Genomic DNA, 19,784 nt, shown 5'->3' with positions numbered 1-19,784 from the left:
AAAACGCTCCTGACGCCGCAGGCACGGCGAAGGGAACGGACTTGGACGGACCCCGTCTCACCGGGCGTCCGTGTTGGCCCGATGCGCCAAGCTATCGGCGAAGGCAGCAGGCGATGTCAATATCGTCCCGGCGCCAGCCACATCCAATCTCACCTCTCCATACATCGGCCCGTCCATCGGCAAAATGCCCTACTGGCCATGCCGCGCCCGCGCCGCTAAAGACGCAGCCCTGATGCATCGTTTCGCCAATCCCGCCCGCTTCCTCAAGATCGCCCGGCCGCTCACCGGCTGGCTGTTCTGGTCCGGTCTCGTCCTGTTGCTGGCGGGCTGCGCCTGTGGCCTTTTCCTGACGCCTGCCGACTATCTTCAGGGGCAGACGGTGCGAATCCTCTATATCCATGTCCCCACCGCCTGGCTGGGGATGGCGGGCTGGACCGGCATCGCTGTCTCGGCGTTGATGCAACTTGTCTGGCGGCACCCGCTCGCCGCCGTCGCGGGCCGCGCCATTGCCGCGCCCGGCGCGCTGTTTACGGCCATCTGCCTTGCGACCGGATCGATCTGGGGGCGTCCGACTTGGGGGACATGGTGGGAATGGGACGGACGCATGACGTCGATGCTCGTGCTGCTTTTCCTCTATTTGGGTTATATTGCCCTGGCCAATGCCAGCGCGCGTCAGGGCGCGGGGCAGGGTGGGGTCAGCAATGTCACCGCCATTTTCGGCCTGGTCGGCGCGATCAACATTCCGATCATCAACCGCTCGGTCGTCTGGTGGAACAGCCTGCATCAGGGACCGTCCATCACTCTGCGCGGCTCCAGCATCGACATGGCCCTGCTCTGGCCGCTTGGCCTGACGCTGCTGGGCTTTTCCCTATGGTTCGGCGCGATCGTGCTGATGCGGATGCGGGCGATACTGGCGCAAAATAAGGTTGAGGCGCGAATGCAGCGCCTTGCAAGAGGATAGCCCCATGCACCAATGGACCTTTGTCATCGCCGCCTATGCGGTGACCTTGCTGGGAACAGCGGCGGTCAGCCTGATCAGCTGGCGCAGCATGCATCGCGCTGAGGCTCAGGCCGAAACATTGGCGAACCGTCCATGAAAGCCAAGCATCAACGCCTGATCCTTGCGCTCGTCGCGCTGGCCGCGCTGATCGGCGCAGGCCTGCTCGCCGCCTCCGCGCTCAAGGACGAAGCCGCCTATTTCTACGCGCCCGGCGATGTAAAGGCCAAGGGCGTGGAACCCGGCAAGGCGATCCGCCTCGGCGGCATGGTGGTCAAGGGTAGCCTCAAGCGCGCGGCCGACGGCGTCACCATGTCCTTCGACGTCACCGACGGCAAAGCCACCGTCCCCGCCACCTTCAGCGGCATCGCGCCCGACCTGTTCAAGGAAGGCAGCGGCGTCGTCGCCGAAGGATCGTTCGACACCAAAGGCACCTTCATCGCCACCAACCTGCTGGCCAAGCATGACGAACGCTACATGCCCCGCGAACTGGAAGGCATGAGCTACAACGAAACCACCCGCGAATTGAAGGTGGAGAAGTGAACCATTCTCAAACCTCCGTTCGCCCTGAGCGAAGTCGAAGGGTTCGACCGACCGCAGGGAGGTCACTTCGCTACGCTCAATGTAAGGCTTCGACTTCGCTCAGCCCGAACGGAATTTTCATCGTGGCATCCTTTTCATGATCGCTGAAACCGGCCTCGCCGCGCTCTGGCTTGCCGCGTCGCTCGCGCTGCTCCAGCTGGTCCTCGCCTTTATCGGCCTCAAGGGCAGCAAGCCAGACCTGCTCGCCGCCGTCCGCCCCGCCGCCGTGGCGCAGGGCGTCCTGACCGCGATCGCCTTTGCCCTGCTCATCACCCTCTTCATGCGATCCGACATGTCGGTGCTGCTGGTCGCGACCAACAGCCATTCGGCCAAGCCCTGGCTCTACAAATTCGCCGGGACATGGGGCAATCATGAAGGATCGATGCTGCTCTGGGTCACGGTCATGGGCGTCGCCGGGGCCGCGGTTGCCCTGTTCGAGCGCGCGCTGCGCCGCGACACGCATATGGCGACTTTGGGCGGGCAGGCCGCGATCAGCCTGGGCTTCTATGCCTTCCTGCTCTTCTCCTCCAACCCCTTCGCCCGCATCGACCCCGCACCAGCGGACGGACAGGGGTTGAACCCGCTCCTTCAAGATCCCGGCCTCGCTTTCCATCCGCCCACCCTGTATCTCGGCTATGTCGGCTTATCCGTCGCCTTCTCCTTTGCCATCGGCGCACTGCTGACGCGGCAGGTGGACGCATCCTTTGCCCGCGCCATGCGGCCATGGGTGCTGGGGGCGTGGGTGTTGCTGACGCTCGGCATCACCGCAGGTAGCTACTGGGCCTATTATGAGCTGGGCTGGGGTGGCTGGTGGTTCTGGGATCCGGTCGAAAACGCCTCGCTAATGCCCTGGCTGGCTGCCACCGCCTTGCTCCACAGCGTCACCGTGCTGGCCACCCGCGACGCGCTGCGCGCCTGGACGGTGATGCTGGCCGTGGTCGCCTTCTCCATGTCGATGGTCGGCACCTTCCTCGTCCGCTCCGGCATCCTGACCAGCGTTCACGCCTTCGCTGTCGATCCGACACGGGGCAGCTTCATCCTCGGCCTGCTCGCGCTCTATATCGGCGGCGCGCTGGCCCTGTTCGGCTGGCGTATCGGTGCAGTCCGCGAAGGTGCGCCGTTCGAGCTGGTCAGCCGTGAGACGATGCTGGTCATCAACAATCTCCTGCTGACCGTCATCCTTGGCCTGGTCCTGATCGGCACCCTCTATCCGCTGATGACCGAAGCCTTTGGTCATAAAGTCTCGGTCGGCGCGCCCTATTTCGATCGGATCGCCGGGCCGATCGCGCTGGCACTGATGATCGCCATGGCCGCAGGCCCGCTCGTGCGCTGGCGGCGCGATCAGGCGCGGGTTGTCGGCAAACGTTTGCTGATCCCGTTTGGAATCGCTTTACTATTGTCCAGCTTAGTGTCGGCTTTAGTCTGGGGCCGCATCGGCATCCTCCCATTCCTTGGCCTCGTCATCGCCGGATCGGTCGCTGTGGCCAGCCTCGCGCCCTTGTGGAAACGCAACCTGCGCCGCACCCCGCTCTTCACCTATGGCATGGTCATCGCCCATCTCGGCTGCGCCGTCAGCTTAGGGGGCATGGCCAGCGACTCCGCCTTCACCGTTGAGAAACTGGTTGCCGCCCGCCCCGGTGACATGATCGAGACCGCAGGCTGGCAGTTGCGCTTCCTCCAGATCCAGCCACTCGCGGGCGACAACTGGACCGCGCTGCAAGCCGACATGGAAGTCCGCCGCAACGGTGCGACGGTCACCATCCATCCTCAATCGCGCTTCTTTGCCTCGCCCCCCACCTCGACCAGCGAAGCCGCACTTCTGACCCGCTGGGACGGACAGCTTTACGTCGTGTTGGGCGAAGAGGTAGAAGGTGGCCGCTGGCAGCTGCGCATCTGGTGGAAGCCCTTTGTCACCCTCATCTGGCTCGGTGGCATCATGATCGCGTTGGGCGGCGCGCTGGCCCTGCTCGGTCGCGAACGGCGCGGTTGGCTGATGAAATGGCGGGCGAGGGCGGCGGCATGAGGAAGTTGCTGATCTGGCTCCCGCTTGCCCTGTTCCTGGGCTTCATCGCCCTGTTCTCGAGCGGCCTGTTCCAACCGGATGACCGCATCATCCACTCGCGCCTCGTCGGCCAGCCGCTCCCGGCCTTCACCCTGCCTGCCGCTGCTAGCGATCGCCCGCCGCTCGCCAGCAGCCAGCTTGCCTCCGGCCAGCCGCGCCTGCTCAACATCTTCGCCAGCTGGTGCGTCCCCTGCGCCGCCGAAGCGCCCCAGCTCGACGCGCTCAAAGCCGCCGGTGTCCAGATCGACGCCATTGCCATCCGCGACGCCCGGCCCGATGTCGATGCCTTCCTGAAACGCAACGGCAATCCCTATGCCCGCATCGGCCTCGACGCCCGCAGCGAAGTGCAGATCGCGCTCGGTTCGTCGGGTGTCCCCGAAACCTTCGTTATCGATGGCAAAGGCCGCATCGCCTATCAGCATGTCGGCGAAATCCGCGCCGATGACGTGCCGATGATCCTCGACCGGCTGAGGGCCGCACAATGAAGCTGATCCTTATCCTCTTCGCGTTGATCGCGACCCCGCTGGCGGCCCAGACCGCGCTTCCGCCCGCGCCCTATGCTGACCAGCAACTCGCCGACCCGGCAATGGAGCGCAAGGCCAAGGCACTGATGGAAACCATCCGCTGCCTCACCTGCCAGAGCCAATCGATCGCCGACAGCAATGCCAGCATGGCTGGCGACATGCGCTCGCAAATCCGCGAACGAATCATGGCGGGCGAACAACCCGAAGCGATCCGCGTATGGCTAATCGCGCGTTATGGCGACTGGGTCAGCTATGAGCCCACCGCAGCGCCGATCCTCTGGCCGCTCTGGGCCGCACCGCTCGTGCTGCTGGCTCTGGGCGTCCTGCTCCTGCGCAGCCGAATCAAGCGAAAGGCGCGATCATGACCGGCTGGTTCCTTGCCTTCGCCTTGGCTGCCTTGGCCTTCCTCGCCATGCTGCTCATTGGCCGCATCCCCCGATCGGCGCGCGAAATCAGCGCCGCCGCGCTGCTGCTCGGCCTTGCAGGCTATGCCTGGCAGGGTAATCCGGGCCTCGCTGGCGCGCCGCGTGCCGTCAAACAGGTGGATGAGCCTTTCGACGAGAAGCTGGCGGAACAACGGCGCGGCCTTGCCGAACGCTATGGTCCTGCCGGGCAATGGCTGGTCATGTCCGATGGCCTGGGGCGGCAGGGCAAGACCAAGGAATCGGCCAATATCCTGCTGGCCGGCCTGCGTCAGACGCCCAATGACGCCAATCTTTGGCTGGGCCTCGGCAATGCGCTCGTCTCCCATGCCGATGGCGTCGTGTCGCCCGGTGCGGACTTTGCCTATCGCCGCGCACTTACCCTCGATCCCGATGGACCCGCGCCCCGCTATTTTTACGGCCTTGCCCTTGCCCGCAATGGCCAGTTGCAGGCCGCGCGTGACCTCTGGGCACCACTTGCCGCCGCTACGCCGCCGGGCAGTGCGATCAGGACGGAACTGGAAGCCAATATCGCGCGTATCGATTCGCTGCTGGCGGCAGGCGGTCCTACCCGTCCATGACCAGCCGTAAGGCCGCATTGCGTGGTCATGGGAGCCGTGATAGGGCGCGGCGGCTTGCGGGGGTGGCGGAATGTTCCGTGATCGCCTTTCAACGGGTGTCGAACAGAGCATGATAATTCGGCTTTTCCTTCGTGGCTGATCTCCTTCCCAACACCGCACCATCGTCCCCCACGGACGATCATGATGGCGGCCATGGCCATTCCCGGCAAAAGGCGACGATCAAACTGGTCGTCGGCGCGATCGGTATCGTGTTTGGCGACATCGGCACCAGTCCGCTCTACGCTTTCCGCGAAACCTTCGCCGGGCATCACCAGCTCACGCTGGACCCGGACCATATATTGGGCGTCATCAGCCTGATGTTCTGGTCGATGATGCTGGTCGTGACGCTCAAATATGTCAGCATCATCATGCGCGCCGATAATAAGGGCGAAGGCGGCAGCCTCGCTCTGCTGGCGCTGATCAACGGCCAGACCAAGACGCAGCGCTGGTCGCGCGGCATCGTGCTGTTGGGCGTGTTCGCGACCGCGCTTTTTTACGGCGACTCGATGATTACCCCGGCGGTGTCGGTGCTGTCGGCGGTGGAGGGGCTCGCGGTCTATAACCCCGCCCTTGCGCCTGCAATTCTGCCCGTGGTCATCGTCATCCTGCTCGGCCTGTTCTGGATACAGGGGCTTGGGACCAACAAGGTTGCGACCCTGTTCGGCCCGATCATGCTGCTCTATTTCGTCACGATCGCGGGCCTTGGCATCCTCTCCATCGTCAAGACGCCGGGCATCCTCTTCGCCTTCAACCCCTATTGGGCGGTGATGTTCTTCGTCACCGACCCCTTGCCCGCCTTTCTGGCGCTTGGGTCGGTCGTGCTGGCGGTCACCGGCGCGGAGGCGCTTTATGCCGATATGGGTCATTTCGGTCGCAACCCGATCCGTGTTTCCTGGCTCGCTTTCGTCCTGCCCGCCCTGATGCTCAACTATATGGGGCAGGGCGCACTGCTGTTCCGCGAAGGGGCCGCCGCGCTCCACAGTCCATTCTACAATCTCGCGCCGCAATGGGGCCAATTGCCGCTGGTCATGCTGGCCACCATGGCGGCGATCATCGCGTCGCAGGCAGTCATTTCCGGTGCCTTCTCTGTCACGCAACAGGCGATCCAGCTGGGCTTCATGCCCCGCCTGCGCATCGCCCATACCAGCGCCGCGACGGCGGGCCAGATCTACATTCCCCTGATCAACTGGGGTCTTATGGTCATGGTCATCCTGCTCGTGCTGACCTTCAGGACGTCGTCCAACCTCACCGCTGCCTATGGTATCGCGGTCACCGGCGCGATGTTCATCGACAATGTGCTGCTGACGGTGGTGCTCTACCGCTTGTGGAAATGGAAATGGTATTATGCCGCGCCGGTGCTGGGGGTCTTCTATCTGGTCGATGGCGCCTATCTCGCCGCGAACCTGACCAAGGTGCCGGACGGCGGCTGGTTCCCGCTGCTGATCGGCTTCGTCATCTTCACTCTGCTGACCACCTGGTCGCGCGGTCGGCGTCTGGTGCAGGATCGTCTGCGCGAAGCGGCCATGCCGATCCCGGTATTCGTCGCCTCCGCAGCCAACAGCGCGGTCCGCGTTCCCGGCACGGCGGTGTTTATGACGTCGACGCCGGACGGCGTCCCCCACGCGCTGCTCCACAACCTGAAACATAACAAGGTGCTGCACGAACGAGTGATCCTGCTGACGGTCAAGATCAGGGATGTGCCGGTGGTCGAGGATGACGGGCGCTGCAAGCTGGAGGACCTGGGCCGGGGCTTCTTCCGCATGGTGCTGCAATTTGGCTTCATGCAGGAACCGGACGTCCCCGCCGCGCTCAAAAATGTCGCAGGCTGCGGTCAGGCGTTCAAGATGATGGACACGAGCTTCTTCCTGGCGCGCCAGACGCTGCTGCCATCGGCCAAGCCGGGAATGCCGCTGTGGCGAGAAAAAATCTTCGCCTGGATGCTGCGCAACGCGGAAAGCGCGATGGAGTTTTTCCGCCTGCCTACCAACCGCGTGGTCGAACTGGGCAGTCAGGTCGAGATATAAAAAGGGCGCAGCCTTTGGCAGGCTGCGCCCCGACTTGCCTATCAGGCCGCGTCGCGATCCTTGGCGGTGATCTCCACAAGCTGACCGCCATTGATGGCGATCTTCTTGGGCTTCATCGCTTCAGGCACTTCGCGCAGCAGGTCGATCACCAGCAGCCCATCGGCCAGGTCGGCCTTTTCCACCCGGACGAAATCGGCCAGTTCGAACCGCCGCTCAAAGCTGCGGTTGGCGATGCCGACATGCAGATATTTGGACCGGTCGGCTGGAGACCCTTCATCCTTGCGACCGATCACCTGGAGCAGATTCTGCTGCGCCGTGATGTCGATCTCGTCAGGACGGAAGCCTGCTACGGCCAGCGTCACGCGATAGCGATCTTCTGAGAGCCGTTCGATGTTGAAGGGCGGATAATTGTCGCCCTGGCTCAAGCGTGCGTTGTTTTCGATCAGATCGAAAAGGCGATCGAACCCAACGGTCGAGCGGCGATAGGGGGTCAGGTCAAAGTTACGCATCGTCATGATCTCCCAAAGAGCAAAATGAACCTGCCGAACCCGAAACCGGCGTCCGGCAATACAGCGTCCAGCCCCAAATGGCGGCCGAACGAGATTGATATGGTTTGGGCTTTTCGGGTTTCAAGGGGATTTATGCGTGCCAAACTCGGTGCGGAGGAACGATGGGGTGGACAGTTTGTCCTATCGCCAAGATGCGATAAAAAGCGCAGACAAAAAAGCGCCCGGACCGTGGTTTCACGATCCGGGCGCTTAATGGACGATTGCTCGTCTCCCCCTTGGCCTGCCTCAACCGCCTCTCAGCCCCCTAAGCTCGAAGCGGGATGCAGTATCCCTGAACCACGGCCTTTTACCTGTGCTTCGAGTGTCTTGCTATGACTGCTGCGGGGCGGAGTCACGGGCAAAATCGGGTGCGTGTGATTTTGCGCCGATGCCTGTGGCTACGATGCAACAATCTGGCAATGCTTGCCGTTCAGGGACGCTATGCCTAGACGATCAGCCTGTCCCTTCACAAAGGCCGCCCGCGCCACATGATTCTATCCCGCTATGAACGCATGATCGCCAAACGCTACCTCTTGCCTGGCAAGGGGGAGGGTTTCATTTTCCTTGTCGCCGGGATCAGTCTGGCAGCCGTCATGCTCGGTGTCGCTGCGCTCATCATCGTCATGAGCGTCATGAACGGCTTTCGCGCCGAACTGTTTGACAAGATTGTCGGCCTGAACGGCCATGCCGTGGTGCAGGGCTATGGCAACCGCCTGCCCGACTGGAAATCGGTTCTGGCGGAGGCCAAAGCGACACCGGGCGTCACCAGCGCGACGCCGATGATCGAACAACCTTTGCTCGCCACCTTCAATGGTCGGGCCGAAGCTGTGCTGGTGCGCGGCATGACCGTGCCGGACATCCGCACCAACAAGACGCTCAAGGGCAAGGTGATTGCCGGAAGTCTGGACAATCTGACCGCCAATAGCGGCAAGATCGGCATCGGGTCGCGTCTGGCGGAAAATATGGGTATCCAGTTGGGCGACAGCCTGACCGTCATCAACCCCGCGGGCCGCTCCACCCCCTTTGGCACAGTGCCGCGTCAGGTCGCCTATCAGGTCGCCGCCATTTTCGAGGTCGGCATCTATGATTATGACAAGGCGTTCGTCGTCATGCCGATAGAGGACGCACAAACTTTGCTGCTACTCGGCGATGTGGTCAATATGATCGAGGTCGAGACGGTCGATGCTGACAAGGTTGGTCAGATATTGGAGCCGCTGGCTGGCAAGATCGCTGGCCGCGCGGTTATCAACGACTGGCGACAGATGAACGCTTCCCTGTTCGAGGCGCTGGCCGTCGAGCGGGTGGCGATGTTCGTCGTGCTGTCGATCATCGTGCTGGTCGCGGTGTTCAACATCCTCTCCTCGCTCATCATGCTGGTGCGCGCCAAGACGCGCGACATTGCGATCCTGCGGACGATGGGGGCCAGCCGGGCGGGCCTCGTGCGGATTTTCATGACCGTGGGCGTCACCATCGGCACGCTGGGCATGGTTGCTGGGCTGATCCTCGGCTTCACCTTCCTCTTCTTCCGCCAGAATGTGGTCAACGCGATCCAGTTTGTGACGGGGCAGAATCTGTGGGATCCTTCGATCCGTTTCCTGACCGAATTGCCATCGCAGGCCGATCCGGTGGAGATCGCCACTATCTGCATCATGGCGTTGCTGTTCAGCTTCCTGGCCACCCTCTATCCGGCCTTCAAGGCCGCCAATACAGATCCGGTGCAGGTGCTCCGTTATGAATGACATTCTCAAGGTCACGGGCCTCACCCGCAGTTTCACGCAGGGCGGCGAGACGATCAACGTCCTGCGTGGCGTCGACCTGACCGTGGGTCAGGGCGAGATTGTCGCGCTGCTGGGACCATCGGGTTCCGGCAAATCGACGCTGCTCCAGGCGGTCGGGCTGCTGGAGGGCGGCTTTGACGGGTCGATCCGCATCGATGGGGAGGAAGCGGCCAAGCTCGATAATGACGGTCGCACCCGGTTGCGTCGCGACGCCATGGGTTTCGTCTATCAGTTCCACCATCTGCTGCCCGATTTCAACGCGACCGAAAATGTCATCCTGCCGCAGGTGATCCGCGATACCGACATGGCGGTTGCACGCACTCGCGCGGAATCGCTGCTGACCTCGCTTGGCCTTGGCCATCGCCTCGACCATCGCCCCAGCCAGTTGTCGGGCGGCGAGCAGCAACGCGTCGCCGTCGCCCGTGCGCTTGCCAACCGGCCCGCTTTGGTGCTGGCCGACGAGCCGACGGGCAATCTGGACGAGCGCACCGCCGACGTCGTGCTGGCCGAATTTTTGCGGCTGGTACGAGAGGAAGGATCGGCGGCATTGGTCGCGACCCATAATGAACGGCTTGCGGCCAAGATGGACCGGGTGGTCCGGTTGCATGAGGGCGTTTTGGAATAGCCCTTCAATCTTACCCACAGACTTTTCTCCAGCAGGGCTGGTCACGAATCACGCCTTCTGGATAAAGTGCCCCATGCCCCACGCCGCTTTCGTTCCGCTCCGCATTTTCTCCTCTTACACCATGCTGGAAGGGGCGATCGATCCCAAGAAGATCGCCAAGCAGGCCAAGGCGCTGGGCTTCCCCGCCGCCGCGATCACCGACCGCAATGGCCTCTACGGATCGATGGCCTTCTCCGACGCCTGCAAGAGCGAAGGCGTCCAGCCGCTGATCGGCGCGATGCTGGGCATATTGCGCCCCGGTCGTCCCGCCAATGCCGCCCCGGTCCATGACTGGCTGGCGCTCTATGCGCAGGACGCGACGGGCTATGACAATCTGTGCGCTTTGGTGTCGATGGCGCATCTCGACCGGCCATTGGAAGAGGTGCCCCATGTTGGGCTGGACGTGCTAGACGGGCGCACTGACGGGCTGATCGCGCTGACCGCAGGCGGAGAGGGCGCACTGGCGCGGCTGTTCGCGGAGGACCAGCCCGACGCAGCGCTGGCCTATGCGCAGCGGTTGGATGCGCTGTTCCCCAACCGGCTCTATATAGAAATCTGCCGTCGGCTCGATCCGGTCGAGGGGAAGGCCGAGCCGGAGCTGCTGGAACTGGCCTATGCTCGCAACCTGCCGTTGGTGGCCACCAATCCGACCTGCTTTACCGAGCCGCATTTCCACGCCGCGCATGACGTGATGCTCTGCATTGCCGACAGCGCTTATGTCGATATGCCCGACCGGCGCACCAGTTCGCCCGACGCCTGGATGAAACCGGCGGCCGAAATGCGGCGCCTGTTTGACGATCTGCCCGAAGCATTGGCCAACACGCTGGTCGTCGCCCAGCGCTGCGCCGTCGCTGCGCCCAAGCGCAAGCCGATCCTGCCGAGTCTGGCCGGGGATATCGAGGGCGAAGCACGGATGCTGCGCGATCTCGCCAGTGCGGGTCTCGACGCGCGGCTGGCGAAGCTCGGCATCATCGACGAAGCAGCGCGCCAGCCCTATCTCGACCGTTTGAAGTTCGAGACCGACATCATCATCCAGATGGGCTTTCCCGGCTATTTCCTGATCGTTGCCGACTTCATCAAATGGGCGAAGGATCATGATATTCCGGTGGGTCCAGGCCGTGGGTCCGGCGCAGGTTCGGTCGTCGCCTGGGCGCTGCTCATCACTGACCTTGATCCGCTGCAACTGGGCTTGCTGTTCGAGCGATTCCTGAACCCGGAACGTGTGTCGATGCCCGACTTCGACATCGACTTTTGCGAAACGCGGCGCGGTGAGGTGATCCGCTACGTCCAGCAGAAATATGGCACCGATCATGTCGCGCAGATCATCACCTTCGGAAAGCTCAAGGCCCGCGCCGTCCTGAAAGACACCGGCCGCGTCCTCCAGATGAGCTATGGTCAGGTCGATCGCCTCGCCAAGCTGGTGCCGAACCACCCGACTGATCCCTGGACGCTGGAACGGTCGCTCAATGGTGTCAGCGAGTTTCGCGCTGAATATGACAATGACGCGCAAGTCAAACGGCTGATCGACTATGCTATGAAGCTGGAGGGCTTCCCGCGCCACAGCTCCACCCATGCCGCAGGCGTCGTGATCGGCGATCGCCCGTTGCAGCAGCTGGTGCCGCTGTACCGCGATCCGCGATCCGACATGCCGGTGACCCAGTTCGACATGAAATATGTCGAAGGGGCAGGCCTTGTGAAGTTCGACTTTCTGGGCCTGAAAACCCTGTCTGTGCTGCAAAAAGCGGTCCAACTGCTGGCGGCGCGTGGCGTCACGATCGAGCTGGATACACTTAGCTGGGACGACAGCGACGTTTACGACCTGCTCCAGCGGGGCGATACCGTAGGCGTGTTCCAGCTGGAATCGGAGGGAATGCGCAAAACGCTGGCCGCCGTCCGTCCAACCAATTTCGGCGACATCATCGCGCTCGTCTCGCTCTACCGGCCCGGCCCGATGGACAATATCCCGATGTTCGGGCGGCGGAAAAATGGGCAGGAGGAGATCGAATATCCTCATATCCTGCTGAAACCGATCCTTGAAGAGACATACGGCATCTTCGTCTATCAGGAACAGGTGATGCAGGCCGCGCAGATATTGGCTGGTTATAGCCTCGGCGACGCCGACCTTTTGCGTCGCGCGATGGGCAAGAAGGTGAAGGCGGAGATGGACGCGCAGCGTTCGCGCTTCGTCGAGGGGTGCGCTGCCAGCGACATCAAGCCGGCCAAGGCGAATGAGCTGTTCGACTTGATCGACAAGTTCGCAGGCTATGGCTTCAACAAGTCGCACGCGGCGGCTTATGCCTTGCTCGCCTATCAAACGGCGTGGTTGAAGGCGCATTATCCGGCGGAATTCTACGCCGGGTCGATGGCGTTCGATATTCACCTGACCGACAAGCTGACCATATTTGTGGATGATATGCGGCGCATGGGGCTGACATGCCTGCCGCCGGACATCAACCGCAGTCAGGCGGACTTTTCGGTCGAGCCGATCGCGCATGAGGGCGACGATCCGCGTCTGGGCTATGCGGTGCGCTATGCGCTGGGTGGCCTGAAAGGCGTGGGTGAGAAGGCGATGGACCAGCTGGTCGCCGAACGCGACGCTGGTGGACCGTTCAAGAGCTTGGACGATATTGCCGACCGGATCGAACCGCGCTTGCTCAACCGGCGGCAGCTGGAAAGCCTGGCGGCGTCTGGCGCATTCGATGCGATCCATGCCGACCGGGCGGGCGTTCATGCGGCGGCGGAGACTATATTGAGCGTCGCGTCGAGCGCGGCGCAGGCGCGGGAAAGCGGGCAGGGCGGACTGTTCGGCGATGTTGAGACGCCCCATGCTGACGTCCGTATTCCGCCGCATCAGGCTTGGTCGGTGGCGGACCGGATGGCGCAGGAGAAGGAAGCGTTCGGCTTTTATTTCTCCGCCCACCCGGTCGATCGCTACCGCCATCTGGCCGATGCCCGCGGCGCCAAAAGCTATGGCGCAATCTGCGTGGAGCCATTGACCGGGGAGGCGCGCGCCACTGGCGTCATGGCAGCGATGGTAGAGGATGTACGCTGGCGCGAGACCAAGCGCGGGGCGCGTTATGCGAATGCGACATTTTCCGACAGTAGCGGCCAGTTTCAGGCCAGCTGTTTCGAGGAGGATGCCTGCAAGGCGATCGAGGAACTGGCGCGCGATGGCGATTGCGCGCTTCTCTACGTCGAATTGGACCGACTGCCGGGCGAGGAAACGCCGCGTGTGACGGTGCGCAAGATCGAGCCGTTCAAATTGATTGCCAGCGCGTCGCGGATGGAACTGGTGGTCGATGCGACCGATCCGGCAGCGGTCGAAGCCCTCGCGGCATTGATGGCAAAAAGCCGGGGCGGGCGGAGCGAATTATTCCTGCGCACCCCTGCTGCGAACGGTCAGGCGGTGCGGCTGTTCCTGGGCGATGATTTCCTCCTGGGCGCGGATCAAGTCGATGCCCTGTCGGTGATTCCCAACCTGACCATTCACCGGTTCGAGCGGATGGAGGCGACGCAGGATGGTTATCGCACCCGCAACCGGCGGGCCGGGATGCGACTGGTCGGTTGATCATCATAGCAACCGCATCTGCGCGCCTTCGGGCGGGCGGAACAGATCGGTGCGCAGGGTCAGTCGTTCGTCCCCCAGCCCGGCGCGCTTGCGGGCCTTGATGAAGCGGGAGCGGATAAGGTCGGCCCACACGCCTTGTCCGCGCATCCGGCTGCCGAAATTGGGGTCATTGTCACGCCCGCCGCGCAATTCGCGGATGATGGTCATCACCCGCGCAGCACGATCGGGATAATGGGCGGCGAGCCAGGCGCGGAACAAAGGCGCGACTTCATGGGGCAGACGGACGGGAATATAGGTCACTTCGCGCGCACCGGCGGCGGCGACGCGGGCGACGATATTCTCAATCTCATGATCGGTGATGGCCGGAATGATCGGCGATAGGCTGGCATAGACCGGCACGCCAGCGTCCGCCAGTCGCCGGATCGCCTCCACCCGGCGTAGCGGATGCGGCGCGCGTGGCTCCAGTGTGCGGGCGACCGCCGGGTCCAGCGTCGTCACCGAGATTGCGACCGACACGAGCGTATCGCGCGCCATGGCGGCAAGCAGGTCGATGTCGCGCAGGATGCGGTCTGATTTGGTGGTGATGAACACAGGGTGGCGACATTCCGCCAGCAGTTCCAATATGGCCCGCGTAATCCCCCAATCCTTCTCGATCGGCTGGTAAGGATCGGTATTGGTACCCAGGGCGATGGGCATGACGGCGTAATTTTTCTTCGACAGTTCGGCGCGCAGCAATTTGGCGGCGTCGGGCTTGGCAAACAGCTTCGTTTCAAAATCCAGACCCGGTGACAGGTCATGATAGGCGTGGGACGGGCGGGCGTAGCAATAGATGCAGCCATGTTCGCAGCCGCGATAGGCGTTGATCGACTGGTCGAAACCGATGTCGGGTGACGTGTTGCGGGCGATGATCGTGCGGGGATGTTCGATCGTCACCTCCGTTCGGCGGCGGGGGACCGGGCCGTCAATATCGGCCACGGCGTCGAGCCAGTCTCCGTCGGTTTCGCGTTGGGGCAGGGAAAAACGCACACTTTGCGTGTTGAATGTTGCGCCTCTTCCTTTCTCTATTCCCATGTAAGGGATAAGAACATAAAAGGAACAAAAAGTCAACCGGAAGTTCGTAAAGCTAGCCCATATCGCATATGGCAAGTTCGCCTCAGCGCTCCGTCAGGCGGGGCATCAGTTCGACGAAATTGCAGGGGCGGAACCGGCTGTCGAGCTGGCTCACCAATATGCCGTCCCACGCATCTTTCACGGCGCCAGTCGAGCCGGGGAGCGCGAAGATATAGGTGCCGCGCGCGACGCAGGCGGTGGCGCGGGACTGGATGGTGGAGGTGCCGATCGTCTGGTAGCTGAGCCAGCGGAACAGTTCGCCAAAGCCCGGAATTTCCTTGTCCTGCACCTGCGCCAGCGCTTCGGGGGTGATGTCGCGGCCGGTGACGCCGGTGCCGCCGGTTATCAGGATGACGTCTATGTCCGGGTCGTCGATCCAGGCGTGGAGCCGGGCGACGATGGCGGATTTGTCGTCGCGCTCGATATAGCGGGCAGCCAATATATGGCCCGCGCTTTCCAGTCGTTCGACCAGCGTGTCGCCGGAACGATCATCCGCCGCGCTGCGGGTGTCTGATACGGTGAGGACGGCGATGCGAACGGGGAGGAAAGTCCGGCTTTCGTCGATCGGCATCAGTCGGACCCGCCGCCCATCGATGCGGTGGGGCTGGCGCGGCCATCGGCTTGGCTCAAGCGAACCAGCTTCACGCCCTTGGCATTGGGGAAGGTCGGCCACATGCCCTGCGCCATGCCGGTCAGGCAGTCGGCGGTCCCCTTCGCCTGGATCTGGTACATCCAGTAATTGCGCATGACGATGTTCACATAGGCGCGGGTTTCATAATAAGGCAGCGATTCCATGAACAGCAATGGATCGCCCTTGTCCTTGACCTGCGCGTTCCAGCGTTCGACCGGCAACGGCCCGGCATTGTAAGCGGCCATCACCTTGGGCAGCAGGCCGCCGGTGGCGCTCATGTCGCGCAGCGCTTCGAGATAGCGCTGGCCAAATTCCATGTTGGTGGAGGGCACGAAGAGTTGCGCGGCAGAGGCCAGCCCCATGTCGCTGCCGGTGCCGGGGCGCACCTGCATCAGGCCACGCGCGCCCGCGCTGCTCACGACATCGGAACGGAAGCCCGATTCCTGCAAGGTGTGGGCGTAGATGAGCGAGGGATCGACCCGCCAGCCGCCATCGGGGCGCCAGTCGGGCGCGGGGAAGCGGGCGAAGCTGGCCGGTTGTTTGCCGGCCGGGCCATTATGGGCGAGCCAGAGCTGGGTCGCGGGCAGGTTGAGCGCGCTCGCCAGGCGAAGCAGCGCGTCATATTGGCCGGTGCCGCCGATCTTCGCCTGATAGCGCAGTATTTCGTCGGCGCGGCCGGTATCGCCGATCGCGGCGAGGGCGATGGCGGCGCGGGCGTTGGGGCTGTCCTTGAGCGCCAGCCATTCAGCCTGGCCGAACCGGGTCGCGACCGGTGGCGCGCCGAGCGGCATCCCCAGCGATTCGCGCGCCAGCAGCCCATAGAAGGTTTCGTCCGAACGGGCGGCGAGTTTGAGATAATTGGCGACCTTGGGCGCTTCGCCGCAGACCATGTAGGCGCGCGAGGCCCAATAGGCGCCAGCGGCGCGCATGTCGGCATTGGTGGCAAAGGCCGCGACATTAGCAAACGCAGGGGCAGCGGCGCGGCAGTCATTCTGACGCCATGCGGCAAGGCCTGCGGTCCAGTGCGCCTGCACGGTCCAGTCGCCACCCGTGCGGGTTTCGAGCGCGCGGGCGGCCATGCGGCGGGCATTGGCGTCGTCATTTTCGATATAATAGGCCCATGCGACGCGCTGGCGCACTTCGGTCAGCCCTTCGGGCGTCAGGCCGGTTTCGCCATTGGCCAGCAGCGCTTCGGCCCCGACCGGATCGTCGGCCTTGACGAAATTCTGTATCTGGCCCGCCAGCGCGATCGCCAGCGTGTCCGTCTTGGTCGATCCGACATATTCGCGGCGGGGGGCGGACCCCAGCCACACCATTTTCTGCACCTGGGGCAGGGTGGGCAGCATGGTTGCGCCGCGTTTTTCGGCGAGGCGGGACAGCTGGTCCGCCTTGGGCAGCCAGGCGGCCTTGTTTATGAGGTCGAGCAGGTCGAACAGTTCGACCTTGGGCGATCCCTTGGCGAGATAGAGTTCGGACAAGGCGAGAGGACGCATGGCGTCCTGCGCATCCAGCGCGTTGATCAGCGTTCTGGCTTCTGCCCACTGCTGGCCCTGAAGAGCGGTGAAGATGGCGCGATAGCTGGCCTTTTCCCCGTCGCCAATCTGGAGCGGGGAAGCGGGCGCGGCGGTGAGCGCGGGAGAAATCGGGGCGGTTTCGGCACGGGCGGGCAGCGTTGCAGCCAGTCCCATCGCCATCAGGGCCAGGCTGGACATTTGGGTCGCGGCACGAATCACGGGCGGACTTCCTCGATCAGGCTTTGCAGGGCGCGCCAGCATTCCGCTTTCGCCGCTGGCTGGGTCAGCAGCAGGCGGGGATGAAATGTGGCGACGGCAGGCACAATGCCGCCTTCATGGTTAAAGTCGCGTAAACCATCGGCGGTCGTGGCGGCATCCGTCGGAAGCAGCGCACGGATCGTCCGATCGCCCAGCAGCAGCAGACGACGGGGCCGGGCCAGCGCGACATGGGCGCGCATCCGGTCGGCGACGGTGGAAAGATCAGATGCCTCCATCATGCCGCCAGGCGGACGGGCGGTGAAAAGCGAAGCCAGATGAATGGTGGAGCGGTCCAGCCCTATCGCGCGCAGCATCGCGTCGAACAGCGCGCCTGCGCGATCGGCCAGCAATTGCCCCGCCGCCATGTCCGCCGGGTCGGGCAGGTCGGTGACAACCATCAGCGAGGCGCCCTCGCCACCCATTGGCAATATGGGTGCGCCGGGCCAGCGTCGTTCGGGCTGTTCGGGATCGGTCGCAAGCCAGCCGAGGAACGAATCGAGGCTTTGAGGCTTTTTTTCAATGGTGGCGGACACCGGGACGGCGCGAATCGTCGCTTTAGGATCGGCGGCAGTCACAGGACGCAGCCAGTTGACCGGCGATTCGGCCACGGCGCCATCCACGCCCGCGAGCGTCCACCACGCCATATAGGCGTCGGCAGCCGCCGTATGATCCTGCAATTCACCCCGCATACGATCATCTAGGGCCAGAGGTTGACGAGGGGGTCAAGATTCTTCATCGCCATGGCTGGTAAAGTGTTGGAGTAATAAGGCGACTGGATGGACGGGGTGCAGCCCGCCGGTGGCCCATTGGAGGGTTTATGAGCGAACGGGAATCGATGCCCTATGACGTGGTCATCGTCGGTGGGGGACCGGCGGGATTGTCAGCGGCAATCCGGCTGAAACAGCTGGCCAATGACGCCGGGCAAGAACTGGCCGTGTGCGTGCTGGAAAAAGGGTCCGAAATCGGCGCCCATATCCTTTCGGGCGCAGTGATCGACCCGAAGGCGCTGGACGAATTGCTGCCGGAATGGCGCGACATGGGCTGTTCGCTGGCAGAGACGCCGGTGACCGACAATCAGCACTGGTTCCTGACCAAGAGCGGCAAGATGGCGATGCCGCACATCATGACGCCGGGCTGGATGCACAATAAGGGCACCTATACCGGATCGCTGGGTAACCTCTGCCGCTGGCTGGCGGAGCAGGCCGAAGAGCTGGGCGTCGAGATTTTCCCAGGCTTTGCCGCCGCCGAGATTCTCTACAATGAGGATGGCAGCGTGAAGGGCGTGGCCACCGGCGACATGGGCGTCGATCGGGAGGGTAATCATAAGGGCGATTATCAGCCCGGCCTGGAGCTGCACGCGAAATATACTTTCTTTGCCGAAGGCGCGCGCGGCCACCTGACCAAGATATTGAAGCGCCAGTTTGCGCTGGACGTGGACTGCGAGCCGCAGGTCTATGGCTTGGGCATGAAGGAATTGTGGGACATTGATCCTGCCATGCACAAGCCGGGCCTGGTGATCCATTCGCAGGGCTGGCCGCTGACCGATGCCTATGGCGGCGGGTTCCTCTATCATCAGGCCAATGGCCAGGTGGCATTGGGCTTTGTCGTCGGGCTGGGCTATCGCAACCCGCATCTCTATCCGTTCGAGGAGTTTCAGCGCTGGAAGCAGCACCCGGAGATCCGCAAATATCTCGAAGGCGGTCGGCGCGTCTCTTACGGCGCGCGCGCGATCAACGAGGGCGGCTGGCAGTCCATTCCCAAGCTGGTGTTCCCCGGCGGCGCGCTGATCGGCTGTTCGGCGGGCTTTGTGAACGTGCCGCGGATCAAGGGCACGCATACGGCGATGAAGTCCGGTATGCTGGCGGCAGAAGCGGCCTTTGCCGCGGTGCAGAACCAGCGCGGCAGCGATGTGCTGACCGACTATGAAGATGTGGTGCGCTCCAGCTGGATCGCGGATGAACTGAAGCTGGTCAAAAATGCCGAGCCGCTGTTGAGCAAGTTCGGCGGCACGATCGGGACCGCGCTGGCGGGCATCGACATGTGGATGCGGACGCTCAAGATCGGCCTGCCTTTCACGATGAAGCACAAGCCGGACAATGAGAAGATCTGGCCCAAGGATGCCTGCGAAAAGATCGTCTATCCCAAGCCCGATGGCGTGGTGAGTTTCGATCGCCTCTCTTCGGTGTTTCTGTCGAACACCAATCACGAGGAGGACCAGCCGGTCCATTTGCAGCTGAAGGATCCTGCGATCCCGATCAGCTACAATCTGCCCCTTTATGACGAGCCGGCGCAGCGCTATTGTCCTGCGGGCGTCTATGAAGTGGTTGGTCAGCAAGAGGGCAATCCCCGCTTCCAGATCAACGCGCAGAATTGCGTCCATTGCAAGACGTGCGACATCAAGGACCCGACCCAGAATATCAACTGGGTCGTCCCCGAAGGCGGTGGAGGACCGAACTATCCCAATATGTAAGCGCCTGATCCC

Annotated in this window: 17 protein-coding genes; 12 read left to right on the top strand and 5 right to left on the bottom strand. The window is 63.1% G+C overall.

Features of this window, described 5'->3' with window-relative positions; genetic code table 11:
* The first annotated feature begins 232 nt into the window (after positions 1-232).
* The 8 genes from ccmC (at position 233) to KRZ98_RS18550 (ending at position 7,231) form a co-directional block, all read left to right on the top strand.
* Positions 233-961 carry a heme ABC transporter permease CcmC gene (ccmC, locus tag KRZ98_RS18580; protein ID WP_217674961.1) on the top strand — a complete coding sequence of 243 codons (729 nt, stop codon included), beginning with the start codon at positions 233-235 and terminating at the stop codon, positions 959-961.
* A gap of 4 nt (positions 962-965) precedes the next feature.
* Positions 966-1,097 carry a hypothetical protein gene (locus KRZ98_RS24460; protein WP_302849136.1) on the top strand — a complete coding sequence of 44 codons (132 nt, stop codon included), beginning with the start codon at positions 966-968 and terminating at the stop codon, positions 1,095-1,097.
* Positions 1,094-1,540, top strand: coding sequence for a cytochrome c maturation protein CcmE (gene ccmE / locus KRZ98_RS18575; protein ID WP_217674920.1), 447 nt, complete (start codon positions 1,094-1,096; stop codon positions 1,538-1,540). The genes KRZ98_RS24460 and ccmE overlap by 4 nt, the downstream gene beginning before the upstream one ends.
* Positions 1,541-1,676: 136 nt before the next feature.
* Positions 1,677-3,602, top strand: coding sequence for a heme lyase CcmF/NrfE family subunit (locus tag KRZ98_RS18570; protein WP_217674919.1), 1,926 nt, complete (start codon positions 1,677-1,679; stop codon positions 3,600-3,602).
* On the top strand, positions 3,599-4,126 hold the full coding sequence (locus KRZ98_RS18565) for a redoxin family protein (protein ID WP_217674918.1): 528 nt from the start codon (positions 3,599-3,601) through the stop codon (positions 4,124-4,126). The genes KRZ98_RS18570 and KRZ98_RS18565 overlap by 4 nt, the downstream gene beginning before the upstream one ends.
* On the top strand, positions 4,123-4,530 hold the full coding sequence (locus tag KRZ98_RS18560; RefSeq protein WP_217674917.1) for a cytochrome c-type biogenesis protein: 408 nt from the start codon (positions 4,123-4,125) through the stop codon (positions 4,528-4,530). Before KRZ98_RS18565 ends, KRZ98_RS18560 begins: the two co-directional genes overlap by 4 nt.
* Positions 4,527-5,168 (top strand): cytochrome C biosynthesis protein, encoded by a 642-nt coding sequence (locus KRZ98_RS18555; protein ID WP_217674916.1) that lies wholly within the window; start codon positions 4,527-4,529, stop codon positions 5,166-5,168. The genes KRZ98_RS18560 and KRZ98_RS18555 overlap by 4 nt, the downstream gene beginning before the upstream one ends.
* Before the next feature lie 131 nt (positions 5,169-5,299).
* Positions 5,300-7,231 carry a potassium transporter Kup gene (locus tag KRZ98_RS18550; RefSeq protein ID WP_217674915.1) on the top strand — a complete coding sequence of 644 codons (1,932 nt, stop codon included), beginning with the start codon at positions 5,300-5,302 and terminating at the stop codon, positions 7,229-7,231.
* Positions 7,232-7,272: 41 nt separating this feature from the next.
* Here the strand turns inward: KRZ98_RS18550 and KRZ98_RS18545 are convergent, their stop codons facing one another.
* A complete protein-coding gene (locus KRZ98_RS18545; protein ID WP_182913916.1) occupies positions 7,273-7,746 on the bottom strand; it encodes an Hsp20 family protein in 474 nt (157 codons plus the stop codon).
* A gap of 521 nt (positions 7,747-8,267) precedes the next feature.
* On the opposite strand from KRZ98_RS18545, the gene KRZ98_RS18540 reads away from it, so the two are divergent.
* The 3 genes from KRZ98_RS18540 to dnaE all read left to right on the top strand — a co-directional run bounded on the left by KRZ98_RS18540 (position 8,268) and on the right by dnaE (position 13,789).
* Positions 8,268-9,518 carry a lipoprotein-releasing ABC transporter permease subunit gene (locus KRZ98_RS18540; protein WP_217674914.1) on the top strand — a complete coding sequence of 417 codons (1,251 nt, stop codon included), beginning with the start codon at positions 8,268-8,270 and terminating at the stop codon, positions 9,516-9,518.
* On the top strand, positions 9,511-10,182 hold the full coding sequence (locus KRZ98_RS18535) for an ABC transporter ATP-binding protein (protein ID WP_217674913.1): 672 nt from the start codon (positions 9,511-9,513) through the stop codon (positions 10,180-10,182). Before KRZ98_RS18540 ends, KRZ98_RS18535 begins: the two co-directional genes overlap by 8 nt.
* Positions 10,183-10,255: 73 nt before the next feature.
* A complete protein-coding gene (dnaE, locus tag KRZ98_RS18530) occupies positions 10,256-13,789 on the top strand; it encodes a DNA polymerase III subunit alpha (RefSeq protein WP_217674912.1) in 3,534 nt (1,177 codons plus the stop codon).
* Positions 13,790-13,792: 3 nt separating this feature from the next.
* Here dnaE and KRZ98_RS18525 read toward each other — a convergent pair whose 3' ends face one another.
* The 4 genes from KRZ98_RS18525 to KRZ98_RS18510 all read right to left on the bottom strand — a co-directional run bounded on the left by KRZ98_RS18525 (position 13,793) and on the right by KRZ98_RS18510 (position 17,991).
* Complete coding sequence (locus KRZ98_RS18525) at positions 13,793-14,860, bottom strand: PA0069 family radical SAM protein (protein WP_217674911.1); 1,068 nt, start codon at positions 14,858-14,860, stop codon at positions 13,793-13,795.
* 82 nt (positions 14,861-14,942) lie between these two features.
* Positions 14,943-15,470, bottom strand: coding sequence for a molybdenum cofactor biosynthesis protein B (moaB, locus tag KRZ98_RS18520; RefSeq protein WP_217674910.1), 528 nt, complete (start codon positions 15,468-15,470; stop codon positions 14,943-14,945).
* Positions 15,470-17,263 (bottom strand): lytic transglycosylase domain-containing protein, encoded by a 1,794-nt coding sequence (locus KRZ98_RS18515; protein ID WP_217674909.1) that lies wholly within the window; start codon positions 17,261-17,263, stop codon positions 15,470-15,472. Before KRZ98_RS18515 ends, moaB begins: the two co-directional genes overlap by 1 nt.
* Positions 17,260-17,991: a uracil-DNA glycosylase family protein gene (locus KRZ98_RS18510; protein WP_217674908.1), complete on the bottom strand. Its 732-nt coding sequence runs from the start codon at positions 17,989-17,991 to the stop codon at positions 17,260-17,262. Before KRZ98_RS18510 ends, KRZ98_RS18515 begins: the two co-directional genes overlap by 4 nt.
* A gap of 128 nt (positions 17,992-18,119) precedes the next feature.
* Between KRZ98_RS18510 and KRZ98_RS18505 the strand changes: the two genes are divergently transcribed.
* Positions 18,120-19,772 carry an electron transfer flavoprotein-ubiquinone oxidoreductase gene (locus tag KRZ98_RS18505; RefSeq protein ID WP_217674907.1) on the top strand — a complete coding sequence of 551 codons (1,653 nt, stop codon included), beginning with the start codon at positions 18,120-18,122 and terminating at the stop codon, positions 19,770-19,772.
* Positions 19,773-19,784: the final 12 nt, after the last annotated feature.

It is taken from the genome of Sphingobium sp. AS12 (assembly GCF_019097845.1).
GTDB lineage: Bacteria > Pseudomonadota > Alphaproteobacteria > Sphingomonadales > Sphingomonadaceae > Sphingobium.
This window is presented reverse-complemented; position numbering and strand designations above follow the sequence as displayed.